The organism is Streptomyces sp. (assembly GCF_036566765.1).
In the GTDB taxonomy this organism is placed as follows: Bacteria; Actinomycetota; Actinomycetes; order Streptomycetales; family Streptomycetaceae; genus Streptomyces.
Window position 1 is genome coordinate 1 of the sequence record NZ_DATCVQ010000184.1, and the last position, 13,576, is coordinate 13,576.

Here is a 13,576-nt window from a genome sequence, read left to right on the forward strand (position 1 = left end):
CGTGCTCACGTGCTCACGTGCTCACGGCAAGGGAGTCGTGCGCTTGGTGTAGGCGGTGATCATGGCGGTTTCCATGCGGTCGACGCCGTCGAGTGTGCCGATGCGGTCGGTGAGGTAGGCGTGGAGGGCGTCGGCGTTCCGGCAGATGACGATGGCGATCAGGTTATGGGCGCCGGTCGTGGCGCCGACGAAGGCCGCTTCCGGGTCGGCGGCCAGCGCCTGGGCGACACGGCTCAGCCGGGCGGGCGTGGCCGTCAGCCAGACCAGGCACTGGACGGAGAAGCCGAACACGCCGGGGGCGACCTCGACGTCCAGCCGCAGGACGCCGGTGCGGCGGAGTTCTTCCAGACGGCGGCGGACGGCGGATTCGGACCAGCCGATCTGACGGGCGAGGTCCGGGAAGGCGGCGCGGCCGTCTGCGGCGAGGGCGGGGAGCAGGCGGTGGTCGAGGTCGGTAAGGCGGACCGGTCCCGTGTCCGTGGCGGGGGCCGGCCGCAGGGCGTCGATCTGCTCGGCGGCGAGCGCGGACGTCCGCCCGATCCAGCGGTGCTCCATCACAGGTCGCAACAGCCGTTGTGCGTCGACGTGGCGGATCTGAGGCAGACGGCCCAGGCTTTCCAGGGGCGCCGCGCCGTCCTCGGGGACGCGGAAGACGCAGACGATCTCCGTACCGCTGGACAGGACGGTCACCCAGGCGGTGTCCGGGCGGCGCGCCAGTGCGCGGGCCAGCGGCGCGGTGGCTGACGGCAGGCCCCGCATCCGTACGAGCCACTCCGCGTGGCCCGTGCGTCGGCTGTCCGGCACGCCGGCGACACGGGCGATCCCCACACCGCGGAGCCTGCCGTAGCGACGCGCCACGGTCCGGTCGGACACCCCGAGAACCTCGGCGATCCTGCTGAAGGCAGCACGCCCGTCGAGCTGGAGCGCGTGCAGCACGCGCAGATCGAGTTCGTCCAGGGTGACGGAATCCACCTCGTCAGTGTAGGTCCGCGTCGGATAGCGGCGCAGCGGCCTCAATGGGGGCTCGGGCCCGTGCAGTTGATGAAGCATCAATCCCGTGACACGCGACATTCACGGCATCCATCACACCGGGATCCCGACCCGTGACATCGACGGATCGGACAGGACGTACGCCTCGCTGGGGTTCACCCTCAGCCCCTGTTCACGGCACCTGCTCAGCGCTCGGCCCGGCCGGGCGCGGGTGCTCGGCTGCACGGTCGAAAGCCCGGTTGTCGTTCCGGAGACGACCGCCGCCCGGCTGGGGATCGTCCGTGCCTCGCACGCCGGTGACGTACTGCCCGGCGAACGCGCCCCGGCCCCGTCCTGCCGAGCGGCGATGACCGTCCTGGTCGACGACGTCGGTCACGCAGGAGAGTGCGTCGGGGGCGGCGGCACCGCAACCCGGTCGATCGGTGGCGGGTTCTTCGTCTCCGCCCGCCAGGCGTACGGGGCCGGGCTGCTCCTCAGCCGCCGCTGAGCGCCACGGCGGAACGCGCCGCTGACCGGACGTCTCGCTCCGGCGGTGCCCCGTCAGGAACGCCTTGCCCCTCCCCCTGTACATCCGCGCTCTCTGGAGAACCCCATGTTCGACACCCTCATGCTCCTCTTCGGCCCGGCGCTGGGCTTTCGCCTGCTCGGCCTGCTGGGGATCAGCCGGTTCGCGTCGTGGCAGGCCAGCGCCGTGCACGGCCTGGCGGTCATGCTCGTGGCCACCGCAACCGCGCACTTCGCACCATCGGGCGTCACCGTGATGCCCAGCCATGACGACCTGACGGCCTTGGTGCCGCCGTTCGTCCCGTTTCCCCACGCAATCGTCTACGTGACCGGCGTACTGGAACTTCTGGGCGCCGCCGGACTCGTCCGAAGGAAGACACGTCCAACGGCCGGGGTCGGCCTGGTCGTCCTTTTTGTGCTTTTGCTCCCGGCCAACGTCTACGCCGCCGTCGAGGACATTCCGTTCGACGGAGTCCCGGCCACGCCGCTGTGGTTCAGGATTCCCGAGCAGCTGGTCTTCATCTCCGTCGCGCTCTGGGCGGCCCCAACCGTACCCCGCCGCCTACTGAAGGCGATCCGCCCCAGCGCCGGCGACACCGCGGCAGCCGGGCCCCATCGAGCCTGACCGGCGCATCACGAAACGCCGCCCGGCTCGCTCCGACACGTAGATCTGGGCGCCGGTCTGCCGCCCCAGGAGCCAGCCGCGGCCGGTCCGGTCGGAAAATGGTTTGAGCGTTGCCGACGGCATCGACAGGATCGGGGGTTCACCGATGAGTTCTTCCTGCCGCCGTGGTCTGTCAGTGTGACCCGCCACGTGCGGAAGACACTCACATCACGGAAGGCACCATGCATCCACCACACGCAGCACCCGCCCTCTCCCCCGCCCGCGTCACCGCGGTGCTGCGGATTCTCGTGCTGTCGACCTTCGTCGTCCTCCTCAACGAGACGATCATGGTCAACGCGATCCCGCGGCTCATGCGCGAGTTCGAGGTCACCGCGGCCGCCGCGGGCTGGCTGTCCACGGCCTTCATGCTCACCATGGCCGTCGTCATCCCGGTGACGGGGTGGTTCCTCCAGCGCGTGACGACGCGGACCGCCTTCGGCCTGGCCATGACGCTGTTCCTCACCGGCACGGCTCTCGCCGCGGCCGCGCCCGCCTTCCCTGTACTGCTGGCCGCCCGCGTCATCCAGGCCAGCGGCACCGCCGTCATGATGCCGCTGCTCATGACGACGCTGATGACCCTCGTGCCCCCGCAGGATCGCGGCCGGGTCATGGGCAACATCACCCTCGTCATCTCCGTCGCGCCCGCCCTGGGCCCGGCGGTCTCCGGTGTGCTGCTGCAGCTGGGGACATGGCGACTGCTGTTCCTCGCCGTGCTGCCCATCGCCGGCGCCATGGCGGTATTCGGCCTGCGCAAACTGGTCAACATCGGCGAGCCGCAGGCCGGCCCGATCGACTGGCCGTCCGTCCCGCTGGCAGCGGCGGGCTTCGGCGCGCTGGTCTACGGCCTGAGCGGGCTCGGCGCCGGGGACGCGGCCAAGGCCCTTGTGCCGCCGCCGGCCACGGCCCTGGCCGGCGCCGTGCTGGTGGGCCTGTTCGCATGGCGACAGCTCACGCTGCAGCGCTCGTCCACACCGCTGCTGGACCTGCGTACCCTGACGTTCCGGCACTTCTCCGTCGCACTCGGCCTGATGTGCCTGTCGTTCATGGCCCTGATGGGCGCGTTCATTCTGCTGCCGATATACCTCCAGGACGTACGCGGCCTGACCTCGCTGCAGACCGGACTGCTGCTCATCCCCGGCGGCCTGACGATGGGCCTGCTCGGGCCGCAGGTCGGCAAGCTCTACGACCGGCTCGGCGCACCTCGCCTCGTCGTTCCCGGAGCCGTGCTGACCGCGCTGTGTCTTGGCCTGTTCGCGCTCATGGGCGCACAGACCTCGCCGTGGCTGGTGCTCGCCCTGCACGTGGCCCTGAGCGCCGGCATGGCGTTCGTCTTCACGCCGATCTTCACCTCCGGCCTGTCCGTACTGCCGCCGCACCTGTACCCGCACGGCTCCGCCATCCTGGGCTCACTGCAACAGGTCGCGGCCGCCGCCGGCACCGCCGTGGTCATCAGCGTCATGTCGGGACAGACCGCCGCGGCAGCAGCCGACGGCGCCGACGCCACCGGCGCCCTGGCCACGGGCATTCGATGGGGATTCGGCGTCGGTGCCGTGATCGGCGCGCTGACCGTGCTGGTCGCACTGCTGGTCCGTACCCCGCCCGCACCCCCACAGCCCACCGAGGCGGAGGCCGACGGCGCGACGACGGACAAGACAGCGCAGACACCGGCCTGAACCCCGGGCGCGCGGGCCGGTGCTCGGCGATTCGCCAGCGGCACCGGCCCGGGCCCCGAAGTCCAAGGCCACCCGAGGTTGCGGCGCGGTAGGGATTCACCCCTTGGCGGACGTCTTTGCCCGGAGCCACCCTCCCACCGTGGTCCGCGGGTCGCTCCGCCCGTCCACAAGGCATGCTCCTGCCTGCAGGCAGCTACCGCCTGCGGGTGGGGGGTGGCCGCAGGCGGCAGCTGGAGCGAGACCGCTCGCTCACCGGCCTCCTGCCCCGAAGTCCACGTCCCACACCGGCCTGTGCAACCTGGTCTGCCTACTCAGCGCCGCGACGTCGCGTGCGCGCCGGCCGTACGTCCATCGGTGCTGAGGTCTCGCAGCCGCCTGGGCAGACCCACGGCCGGACTCGTCGACCTCATCCACGTGCCCGAGTCGGCGGCGGACGCACTCGCAGGCGTGCGGCATGTCGTGGTCGGCGCACGGCAGCTCGGCGGAACCCAGTCCTAGAGTCGGGGCATGGAAAGGATCGACCGCGCCAGCCGGGTGATCGCAGCACCGCCGGCGACCGTCTACCGCGCCCTCCTCGAGCCGGAGTCCCTCGAAGCCTGGCTGCCGCCGGAGGGCATGAGCGGTCGGGTCGAGCAGTGGGACCCCCGACCCGGCGGCGGGTTCCGGATGGTCCTCACCTACCTCGACCCCTCCGACAGCCCGGGCAAGACGTCAGACGCGACGGACGTCGTCGAAGTCGAGTTCGCCGCTCTTGCACCCCCGGAGCGCGTGGTGCAGCGGGCGGTGTTCGAGGCTGACGACCCGTCGTACGCGGGCACGATGACGATGACCTGGCATCTCACCGCCATGGGCGAGCAGACCGACGTGACCGCACTGCGACTCACGTACCACCCGGCATCGACCAGGCGGTCCATGAGGCCGCGATCGCCTCCTCGCTGGCCAACCTCGCGTCCTACGTCGAAGCCGCCGACGAACTTTGAAGTCGGCGCTGATCGGACTTCCGCAAAGTCCCGTTTCGCACAGCCTGACCACAGCAGATGCCCGGCTTGGATCATCGATGCGCCTATCCGGGTCACTTCCGGACGTCCCCCGGGCGAGAGACGCTCGGTCGGGGTAGGTCGATTCGCGCAAGGTGACCTTGGGATCCGTGAGGAGATCAGCTATGTACGCAGTAATTCGGCGTTACGAAGGAGTGACTGACTCTGCCGAGGCAGGACGCCGAGTGGACGAGGGATTCGTGCCTCTCCTGCGCCGAGTCCCCGGTTTCGTGGCTTACTACTGGGTGGACGCCGGGGATGGAGTGATGGTCTCTACCAGCGTCTTTGAGGACCAGTCCGGGGCCGAAGAGTCGATCGAGCGAGCGGCGGACTTCGTACGGGACAACCTCGCGCCGCTGCTCCCCAACCCTCCTCAGGTCACGGCCGGCCCGGTTGTGGCTGCTGGTTGACTTCCGCTCTCCGCCCCCTGAAGGGTCCTGCCACCGTCGTCAGCGGTGCTCGCGGGCACGATCGACTTGCGGTTCGCCAGGAGACGGTCTGGTGCTCGGCCAGGCCAATGTCGCCTACGGCCACTGTCCGTCCTGGCGGGGGCGTGGCCTGGCTACCCGTGCTCTCCTGTTGGCGTGCCGGTACGCGGCGAGTGAGGGCGGGGCGGAGGCGGTAGTTCAGGTGGAGGCGGAGAATCCCGCATGGGACTGCCCGCCCGTAAGCCGGCCGTCCGCCCCAGCACACGCTACGGGTCAGGTGGTCAGGCGAGATCCGGGGTGGTGAGGTCTACTGTGATCGAGTTGCCGAGGTTGTTGGTGAACTTGGCCGTCGTACCGTCCACGGTCACGCGGACGAACGGGTTGGAGTCACCCAGGGAGACCAACCACACCAGGTTCCGTTCCGGGTCGAGCCTGGCGAAGAATCCCTGCGAACCATGTGCGCCCTGTCCCGCGCAGAGATGGCCCGATCCGTCCGGCAGTTCTACCTCGTCGGTGATGTCGATCTCCGCAAGCCATTCGGGATCCTCTGCGAGCAGGGCGTCCAGGTCGAGCGGCGGGCCGAGGTCGAACCGTGACAACCGTGCATCGTCGACCACCACCGCACGCGCACTGCCATCCGCCCGGTACAGCCCGTCCCAGCCGGGCGCGGTCCCCGCAGCCCACAACTCGGCTATACGATTCACTACTTCCTCTTCTGGGCTTGTATCTTCGGTGCCTCGCTGAGCCTCCCCGAGGGGGCGTGCAGCAACCGTTCCCGTCGTGGCTGATCGCCGACTTCATGCGCCGTTCGAAGCCGTCGCCCCACGAGACGCCGGACCCGTCGCCGGACCCGTCGCCGGATCCGCCGAAGCTTGTGATCGCGGGGCAAAGCGTAGACCCTGCCCGCTGGCAGGAACCGTTCGAGGCGCCACCTCGACGATTTCAACGCGCCACATCAGACTCAGGCCGAAGCTGCCCAGCTGGGCGGTAGCTGAGGGGGAGGCTCGCGGTGCCCTTCGTCGATGTGCGGGGTTTCAGTCAGATGCCCTCTGGTTTGCCAGGCGTGATTCGACGCTGTCGAGGATGAGGTCGAGGCCGTACTCGAACTCGTCGGCGTAGGAGTAGTCCCCATGCATGACCTGCTCGGTGATCAGCTCGACCAGGTGCGGGTAGGCGTCGGGGGAAATCTGCTCCTGGATCTCGCCGACGAATTCTTCGACGCCGGTGTCGGCGTCGAAGGGCAGGTTGAGCTCGGTCAGCACGAAGCCGTAGACGTAGGAGTCGATCGCGGACAGTCCCAACCGCATGACCGTCATCACCAAAGCTGTCCTCACCTTGGAGAGGCAACGCTGAAAACGCTCAGTGGACCGGTCACCCGTCGCCCAGCCCCAAAAAGCAGGCCACAGCCCAAATCACCTGCTCAATGCAGGCCGACGTCACCGGTGCCACGCAACTGCGACTGAGGGCTGCCGACGCGAACGACGGGAACCACTACGACCACTCGGAGTGGGCCGACGCCCGCCTGACCTGCTGACCGGACCGGCGGCAGCTCCCTCTCCGGCGCGGGACGGCGGGGGTCCGGAGAAGGGCCCTTGACTCTCCACCGACTAGAGGGTTGAGGGTTGTCCTCGTGAGCGACCACACCGAGTTGTTTTCCATTGGCGAGCTCGCCCGCCGCACCGAACTTTCGGTACGCACGATCCGATTCTGGTCCGACAGCGGCGTCATCTCGCCGGCCAGCCGCTCGGCGGGCGGCTACCGGCTCTACGACGCCGAGGCCGTCGTCCGTCTGGACCTGGTCCGCACCCTGCGCGAGCTGGGACTGGATTTGGACACGGTGCGCCAAGTGCTGGCCAGGCAGGTGACGGTGCGCGAAGTAGCCGGGGCACACGTGCGTGCGCTCAACGCGGAGATCCGCACGCTACAAGTGCGGCGTGCGGTGCTGGAGCGGGTCGCTCGAGATGGCAGTACGACCGAGGAGATGAGACTCATGCACGAACTGGCCCGAATGTCCGCGGACGAGCGGCAACGGATCATCAACGACTTTGTCCACGAGACCTTCGACGGCGTTGCCCCTGACGCCCCCGGTGGTCAGATTGCCCAGGCCATGCGCACCATGCCGACGGAACTGCCGGCCGACCCCACCGCCGAGCAGGTGGACGCCTGGGTCGAGCTGGCCGAGTTGGTCAGCGATGAGGGATTTCGCAAACGGGCACGTGAGATGGCTGTGGCCGGTGCGCAGGCAGGGCAGGAGCCGCTGGGCCACGACCCGGCTCAGGTCGCAGAGCACGCCGGCCGGGCGGTGCGCGAGGGTGTTGCCCCGGAATCGAACGAGGGCAAGGAGATCACGGACCGGATCGTCGGCCCGGATCTGCCCTCGGCGGAACGCGCCCGGCTGGCCGACCGGTTGGCCACCTTCACCGACCGCAGGGTGGAGCGGTACTGGCAGTTGCTGGGTGTGCTCAATGGCCGGCCACCGGTCCCGTCGCAGCTGCCGGCGTTCGAATGGCTGATCGCTGCGCTGCGAACGCACGCCTGACGACAGGCTTTGCCCGGAGTTTGGGTGGGGGCGGCATGCGATGCGTCAGCGGTGTCGGGCCGTTGACCGGCTCAGGAGGGAGACGTTCGTGCGGCGGGTCATCGTTGGACTGACTTCCGCGATAGCCGTGGCCGTGGCCCTGACCGGATGCGGCGGCACACAGGATGCGCAACCCGCTCCGGCCAAGGCTACTGTCGCGTCCGGACCGCTGACGGACGCGGAGCTACTGAGGATCTCGGACGCCCAGCAGCGGTTGATCTGGAGGTGCATGAAGGGCAAGGGCTTCCGGTACTGGGAGGCCGAGCGGCTGAGCCTGGAGGAGAGCCGCACGCTCGGCTATGTGACCGACGACGTGGATTGGGCGCGCGAGCACGGCTACGGCAGCCGCATCCAGGCCAAGGAGGAGCGCGCACGGAGCGACAACCCCAACGCCGCCTACCGCGCCACGCTCTCCGAGAAGCACCGGAAGGCTTACGACAAGGCTTTGGACGATGGGGTGGATGCCCCAGTGATCGCAGTGAAGCTTCCCACCGGCGGGACGGTCCGCAAGCAGGTCGGTGGTTGTGTGGCTGAGGCCGAGAGGAGACTGTACGGGGATCCGGAAACATGGTTCCGAGCGGAGAAGACCGTCTCAAGTCTCCAGCCGCTCTACGTGCCCCAGCTCATGGCCGACCAGCAGTTCGCCCAGGCGCTGACGGCCTGGTCACAATGCATGGGCCGGGCCGGCCATCCCTACAAGGACCCGGGAGAGGCCCGCAGGGCAGGACTCCAGGCGGCTTTGAAGTCCACGTCGGCCGAGACCTTCGAGGCCGAGCGCGCGATCGCCGTGGCCGATGCCGTCTGCACCCGGGAAACCTCACTGAGGTCCCTGGGCAACGAGCGCGAAACCCACTACGTGAACTTGCTGCGCGACCGGTACGGCAAGGCGCTCGACACATACGCGCAGTTGCAGCGCGAGGCGCTCGCACGCGCCGTGGAGATCGCCGGCCCTCGCGCCTGACCCCCACCACATATTCCCGCGGCCACCAGCCGTGGGTCGGCATGTCCGACGACAACACGATGAACGGAAGTGAACCATGCGGAAATTCAGCACGGCCATCGCAGTTCTTGGTCTGGCGGCACTCGGCCTCGCTGCCCCCGGCACATCTGCTCAGGCAGCTCCGCAGTCGGTCTGCGGCTCGAAGTGGCCGGGCCGCGACGGTAACGTCCGCGCCTGGGAGGACATCTACTGCGGCGGCGAGCTCCTTGGCGTGACCGCAGGCAATGACGCGAACTGGAACGACAGTTGGGGCGCGTTCCAGGGCGATGATGGCAGGAAGCCGTCGTCCGTCATGAACAGCGGCTACCTCGGCGGCAGGGACGTCGTCGCCTTCTACTGGAACTACGACTACGCCTACCAGGACGGGTACGTCTGCCTCTCGCCGTACGAGAGGTACGCGGACAACCTCACCGACAACAAGTTCACCAAGGGCGACATCGTCGTGAACGACGACATCGGCTCCCACCAGTGGGTGACCGCCTCCGCCTGTACGGCGGACAGCTTCCTCAAGTGACCTGGCACCGCCCACCCGCGGCCCGCCGGTTCCGTACCGGCGGGCCGTAACCGTCCCCGGTGACGTCCTTGGCCTTGGCCTTCCTACGACGCTGGTACGCCTCCGCACGTCGCTCCCTTCCGGCCCCGGGCGACGATGAGCGCGATTACCCACTCGACCAGGGCGTGAGGCACGTCGAGTGCGGCAGGATAGGGAACCAACGAGGCTCCTGTGCTGATGAGTTGAGACGTCGAACACCTCGCTCACCGGCACGGGAGCCTCGTGCGCTGCGGACCCAAGCCCGTCACCCAACCAGTGGCCACTCTGAAAGAGCTCACCGAGCACGGTCAGGCAGCCGTGCACGCCCATCATGGTGACGGTGATCGCGATGCCGGCGTTGTAGAACCAGAAGAAGGTCGTGAATAGCCGCGTCCCCGACAGGCGGAACTGCTTGTCGGGCGCCAGCACGATCAGGAACCCGAGCATGCCCAGCGCCAGCAGGTGCGCATGCATGAGCACGAGTTGGGTGTCGCCGGTGAAGTCCTTGGCCTTGGTGAATTCGCGGTAGAAGAGCCCGGAGAGCACTCCCACGATCATGTAGGTGTGTGCTGCGTAATACGACGCCCGTATCGCGGGCCGACGGGCACTCATTTCTGCAACGTCTCCTGTTGTGCGGGATGTGAGCGAGCCGCTGGCTGAGCAGGCTCAGCCAGCGGACGGTAGGCAGATCATCATCCGTCCGAGGCGCCGATGAGGCTGGGATCGCTGCGCACCGACCGTGTTTGGGTGGGGGCGCGCCGGTGGAGCAGCCATCCGATCAATGCGGCGGCCAGGCCGGCCAGGCCGGCTACCGCGAAGCCGCCTGCCGGCCCGGAGGCGTCGATCGCCCCGCCGACGATCGGGACGCCGAGGGCGAAGCCCGCGCCCAGCGCCGAGGACTGCAAGCCTGTCGCCTCACCGCGCACGCTCGCGGGTGCGAGTCGGCTCACGGCGTCGGACAACGCGGAAAGAGTCGGTGCGGCAAGCAGTCCCGCACCGAGGCCGGCCACACACAACCAGCGCCAGTCGTGGGCCAGTCCGGCGGGAATGGTTACCAGCCCGAGCAGGCCGAGCAGCAGCCAGGTGGGCAGCGGTCGCGGGAGCGCGCCGTACAGAAGCCCGCCGGCGATGGAGGCCGCGCCGTACACGGCCACCACGACGGCGGCCCAGGAGACCTGGCCAGCTTCCTTGAGAGTGGCCACGATGGCCAGGTCGGTACCGTTGAGCACGATCGTGGCGCCGAACGCCATCACCAGCACCGCGATCATTCTCAGGCCCAGCCACTCCCGGCGACGGGGGCGATCGGCCGGGTCAGCCGGCGCCTCGTCCTCGGCCCGCAGCGGGGGGTTGAGCAGGGCGATCCCCGCTCCGCCCGCCACGATCGCACCGCCGACGCCCCAGGCCACCACGCCGGAGGACAGTTGTGCCGCACAGAGGATCACGATCGGCGGGCCCACCATGTAGGACAGCTCGCCCTGTACCGCTTCCAGCGCGAAGGCGGCCCGGCGCTGTCCCGCCTTCGTCATCGCGGCGATCGCCTGCCTGGTCACCATCGGGGCCGGCACCATCAGCAGACCTGCTGCGAAGGCGGCGGCCAGCAGGATCGTGTACGGCAGTACCGCGACGCTCAGCCAGCACGCGACCTGCGCCACGACGGTGATCAGCAGCACGATGCGCGCGCCCCGGCGGTCGATCATGCGGCCCAGCAGCGGCCCGCCCAGCGCCAGACCGGTGGTCATGGCCGCCGCGGCCCCGCCCGCGGCCGCGTAGCTCATGTCCAGGCCCAGAACGACGTACATCGTCAGCGCCATCCCGGAGGCCGTGATCGCGGTGCGGGCGAGCAGCGAGGCGCCCAGCAGCGATGCCATCCCGGGCACCGCGAGCACCTGTCGGTATCGAGTCACCCGCGTCACGCTAGGTCCTTCATCTGGTCATAGAAAGTGGCCAGTTGATTGGAGCCGATATAATGAATTCTTATGGCCAGGGATCTAGAGATCGCACTGCTGCGGTCGTTCGTCACCGCTGTGCGGGCGGGCAGCATCAGCCGCGCCGCCAGCGCGCTCGGGCAGAGCCAGCCCGCGCTCAGCCAGCAGTTGCGCAAGCTTGAGAACACCGTCGGCCGTCCCCTGCTCCACCGGTCCACGTCCGGCGTCTCGCCGACCCGTGCGGGTGACGAACTGCTGCCGTACGCCGAGCGCATCCTCTCGCTCTCCGCGCAGGCGCTCACCGAAGCCGGCCGCGCACTGACCGGCCACTGCGGCGTCGGGTTGCTCGAAGACCTCGCCGCGTCCCAGCTTCCACAGGCCCTCGCCGACCTCGCCCGGCTGCATCCCGGCGCGACGCTTGAGGTGCTCAGCCTGTCCGGCGACGCGAGGCGCGAGGCGTACGACGCGGGCCGCGTCCAACTCGTGCTCGACGAGGCGGCGGACGTTCCCGGCCGGCCGCGCTGGACGGTGCGCCGACCGCTGGTCTGGGCGGTCGGCCAGGGTGTGGACGTGGCCGCCGATCCGCTGCCCGTGGTGCTGTTCTCGGGCCCGTGCACCTGGCGGTCGTCGCTGCTGGAAGCGCTGGAACATGCCAACCGGCGCTGGCGGGTGGCCTTCGAGAGCAACAGCCTCGTCGGTGTGCTCGCCGCGGTGCGGGCCGGGCTCGGCGTCACCGCGGTGCTGCCCGGGAATCTCGAACCAGCCATGGCGTGCCACGACGCGGACGCCCTGCCCAGCCTGCCGGACATCGAACTCGGCCTGGCCAGGCATCCGCGGGCCGAAGGAGACCCGCTGGTCGATGCCGTGGAGACCGCGCTACGACGCATGGTCTGAGCGGCGACACCATGGTCAGATCACCTGCGAGAGTCCGCTATGCCCTCTGGCGATCATGCTCTCGATCAGGTCGGCGAGTTCGCCTGTAATGGGGTCGCCCAGCTGACCTGGCTCTGTGGTGGTCAGGCGTGGCCTCTCCAGGGCGAAGCGGACATCCCAGTGGCGGAGGCTGTGGCGGACGCCGCCGACGCCCGCCTGCGGCATCCACGCACGACACCTCGATGTCACTCCGGTGTCCTGAGCGTCCAGGAGGAGACGGTGCAGGACACCGGCGACGCTCTCGATCCGAGGCGCCGCCGCCAGCCGTCGCCCTGCAGCTGCCCTGACGCGCCAGGCCGGAGAGTCGGCATCAGCGATCGAGTGGCGAAGTCCTTGGTCTGTGGAGTCTTCCACGGCACCAGGCTCCCAGCCGGATTGTCCCGTCTCATCGACCATGCCATCGAGATGCGCTGTGACCTGCGCACTGTCAGGTCTGATTGAGACTCATCTCGTGGGTGACGTGCAACGAGATTCAGCCGCTGATCTGGAGGTGCCAGAGAGTCTCATCGATCATGGCCGACGCCTGGGTGCCTGGCTTCGGTTCGTCAGCATGACTGAGACGCCGAAGACGGGAGTCTCACGGAATATCGCAGTATTCAGGGGGATCAGCTCGGGCGGACGTCGTTGGTCGGTTCGGTGTTCCCATGCCGGTGCAAGTCGCTGCCAGACAGAAGCTCCCGTCCGGCTGGATAGCTCAGATCGATCCGGACAGTCCGCTCGAAGACGAAGTCGGTCTCGACAAGCAGGGCGGCGTCGGCCATCCGTTGTGGCATTTCGGCAGCGAGCAGCGGCCTCTTCGGGATCCCAAAGCGCGTGTACCGGTCGTCGGTTTCTTCGTCCCAGGTGAACAGGTAAGGCCCTCGGTCGAGTGTGACCGGGCAGTGCGTTTGCGGGCACTCCTCTGGCTCGTCGTGGCAGATCCAGTCAAACCACTCGGGGTGCGACGCCCTTGCCTGGGCGGTCGCGCTGTCCATGGCCGCCACGTGGGTATTGGCCGCAATCGGGACAGGCCCGAAGGCGGAGTAGAACAGTCCCACCTGCCCAGACCGGTCCACGGCCCACCAATGGAACTGAAGCCCCCAGCGGGGATGCGTGAAGGCGCTCGATGTCGTCACGAGACCTAGCGTAAGGAACGGGAAATGGCCTCCTGGCAGAGGACTAATCAGGAAGGCGAAGAGTCAGGTTCGTCCCAGTTCCAGCCGGTTTCGGGGAACTGCTTGAGCAGGGCAGAGAACGACATCGCCTGATGGATGGCGGATGACCAGTCCTGAGCGGAGACGTCGAGCAGGACCAGCGGCGGGGGTGTCTGCCG

At 68.8% G+C, this 13,576-nt stretch carries 16 protein-coding genes and 2 pseudogenes; 10 read left to right on the forward strand and 8 right to left on the reverse strand.

Annotated elements, in window-relative coordinates:
- Positions 1-21: 21 nt before the first annotated feature.
- Positions 22-972 (reverse strand): Lrp/AsnC family transcriptional regulator, encoded by a 951-nt coding sequence (locus VIU94_RS10170; protein ID WP_331909857.1) that lies wholly within the window; start codon positions 970-972, stop codon positions 22-24.
- Between the two features lie 85 nt (positions 973-1,057).
- On the opposite strand from VIU94_RS10170, the gene VIU94_RS10175 reads away from it, so the two are divergent.
- From VIU94_RS10175 to VIU94_RS10195, 5 genes are all read left to right on the forward strand, one after another.
- The gene (locus VIU94_RS10175) at positions 1,058-1,477 is read left to right on the forward strand and encodes a hypothetical protein (RefSeq protein ID WP_331909859.1); all 420 of its coding nucleotides are present in this window, start codon (positions 1,058-1,060) and stop codon (positions 1,475-1,477) included.
- A 105-nt stretch (positions 1,478-1,582) separates the two neighbouring features.
- Positions 1,583-2,119 (forward strand): DoxX family protein, encoded by a 537-nt coding sequence (locus tag VIU94_RS10180; RefSeq protein ID WP_331909861.1) that lies wholly within the window; start codon positions 1,583-1,585, stop codon positions 2,117-2,119.
- A gap of 221 nt (positions 2,120-2,340) precedes the next feature.
- Positions 2,341-3,831 carry a DHA2 family efflux MFS transporter permease subunit gene (locus tag VIU94_RS10185; RefSeq protein ID WP_331909863.1) on the forward strand — a complete coding sequence of 497 codons (1,491 nt, stop codon included), beginning with the start codon at positions 2,341-2,343 and terminating at the stop codon, positions 3,829-3,831.
- Positions 3,832-4,338: 507 nt separating this feature from the next.
- Complete coding sequence (locus VIU94_RS10190) at positions 4,339-5,031, forward strand: SRPBCC domain-containing protein (protein ID WP_331909865.1); 693 nt, start codon at positions 4,339-4,341, stop codon at positions 5,029-5,031.
- A 22-nt stretch (positions 5,032-5,053) separates the two neighbouring features.
- Complete coding sequence (locus tag VIU94_RS10195; RefSeq protein WP_331909867.1) at positions 5,054-5,278, forward strand: hypothetical protein; 225 nt, start codon at positions 5,054-5,056, stop codon at positions 5,276-5,278.
- Positions 5,279-5,577: 299 nt separating this feature from the next.
- Here the strand turns inward: VIU94_RS10195 and VIU94_RS10200 are convergent, their stop codons facing one another.
- Together VIU94_RS10200 and VIU94_RS10205 are read right to left on the reverse strand one after the other, a co-directional pair.
- A complete protein-coding gene (locus VIU94_RS10200; RefSeq protein ID WP_331909869.1) occupies positions 5,578-5,895 on the reverse strand; it encodes a hypothetical protein in 318 nt (105 codons plus the stop codon).
- Between the two features lie 435 nt (positions 5,896-6,330).
- Complete coding sequence (locus VIU94_RS10205; RefSeq protein WP_331909871.1) at positions 6,331-6,603, reverse strand: TetR/AcrR family transcriptional regulator C-terminal domain-containing protein; 273 nt, start codon at positions 6,601-6,603, stop codon at positions 6,331-6,333.
- A 116-nt stretch (positions 6,604-6,719) separates the two neighbouring features.
- Between VIU94_RS10205 and VIU94_RS10210 the strand changes: the two genes are divergently transcribed.
- The 4 genes from VIU94_RS10210 to VIU94_RS10225 all read left to right on the forward strand — a co-directional run bounded on the left by VIU94_RS10210 (position 6,720) and on the right by VIU94_RS10225 (position 9,388).
- Positions 6,720-6,830 carry an NPCBM/NEW2 domain-containing protein gene (locus VIU94_RS10210; RefSeq protein WP_331909873.1) on the forward strand — a complete coding sequence of 37 codons (111 nt, stop codon included), beginning with the start codon at positions 6,720-6,722 and terminating at the stop codon, positions 6,828-6,830.
- Positions 6,831-6,926: 96 nt separating this feature from the next.
- Positions 6,927-7,835: a helix-turn-helix domain-containing protein gene (locus VIU94_RS10215; protein ID WP_331909875.1), complete on the forward strand. Its 909-nt coding sequence runs from the start codon at positions 6,927-6,929 to the stop codon at positions 7,833-7,835.
- Between the two features lie 88 nt (positions 7,836-7,923).
- Positions 7,924-8,835, forward strand: a complete 912-nt coding sequence (locus tag VIU94_RS10220) for a hypothetical protein (protein ID WP_331909877.1) — start codon at positions 7,924-7,926, stop codon at positions 8,833-8,835.
- 76 nt (positions 8,836-8,911) lie between these two features.
- Positions 8,912-9,388, forward strand: a complete 477-nt coding sequence (locus VIU94_RS10225) for a hypothetical protein (protein WP_331909878.1) — start codon at positions 8,912-8,914, stop codon at positions 9,386-9,388.
- A gap of 125 nt (positions 9,389-9,513) precedes the next feature.
- Here the strand turns inward: VIU94_RS10225 and VIU94_RS10230 are convergent.
- The 3 genes and pseudogenes from VIU94_RS10230 to VIU94_RS10240 all read right to left on the reverse strand — a co-directional run.
- Positions 9,514-9,588 (reverse strand): annotated as a pseudogene (locus tag VIU94_RS10230) (IS5/IS1182 family transposase); the annotation flags it as partial.
- Positions 9,589-9,712: 124 nt separating this feature from the next.
- Positions 9,713-10,018, reverse strand: a pseudogene (locus VIU94_RS10235) (DUF2871 family protein); the annotation flags it as partial.
- A gap of 80 nt (positions 10,019-10,098) precedes the next feature.
- The gene (locus VIU94_RS10240) at positions 10,099-11,310 is read right to left on the reverse strand and encodes an MFS transporter (protein ID WP_331909880.1); all 1,212 of its coding nucleotides are present in this window, start codon (positions 11,308-11,310) and stop codon (positions 10,099-10,101) included.
- 72 nt (positions 11,311-11,382) lie between these two features.
- Between VIU94_RS10240 and VIU94_RS10245 the strand changes: the two genes are divergently transcribed.
- The gene (locus tag VIU94_RS10245; protein ID WP_331909882.1) at positions 11,383-12,225 is read left to right on the forward strand and encodes a LysR family transcriptional regulator; all 843 of its coding nucleotides are present in this window, start codon (positions 11,383-11,385) and stop codon (positions 12,223-12,225) included.
- A gap of 15 nt (positions 12,226-12,240) precedes the next feature.
- Here VIU94_RS10245 and VIU94_RS10250 read toward each other — a convergent pair whose 3' ends face one another.
- Both VIU94_RS10250 and VIU94_RS10255 read right to left on the reverse strand, forming a co-directional pair.
- Complete coding sequence (locus tag VIU94_RS10250; RefSeq protein ID WP_331909884.1) at positions 12,241-12,429, reverse strand: hypothetical protein; 189 nt, start codon at positions 12,427-12,429, stop codon at positions 12,241-12,243.
- 440 nt (positions 12,430-12,869) lie between these two features.
- Positions 12,870-13,379 carry a hypothetical protein gene (locus tag VIU94_RS10255; protein ID WP_331909886.1) on the reverse strand — a complete coding sequence of 170 codons (510 nt, stop codon included), beginning with the start codon at positions 13,377-13,379 and terminating at the stop codon, positions 12,870-12,872.
- Positions 13,380-13,576 lie beyond the last annotated feature (197 nt).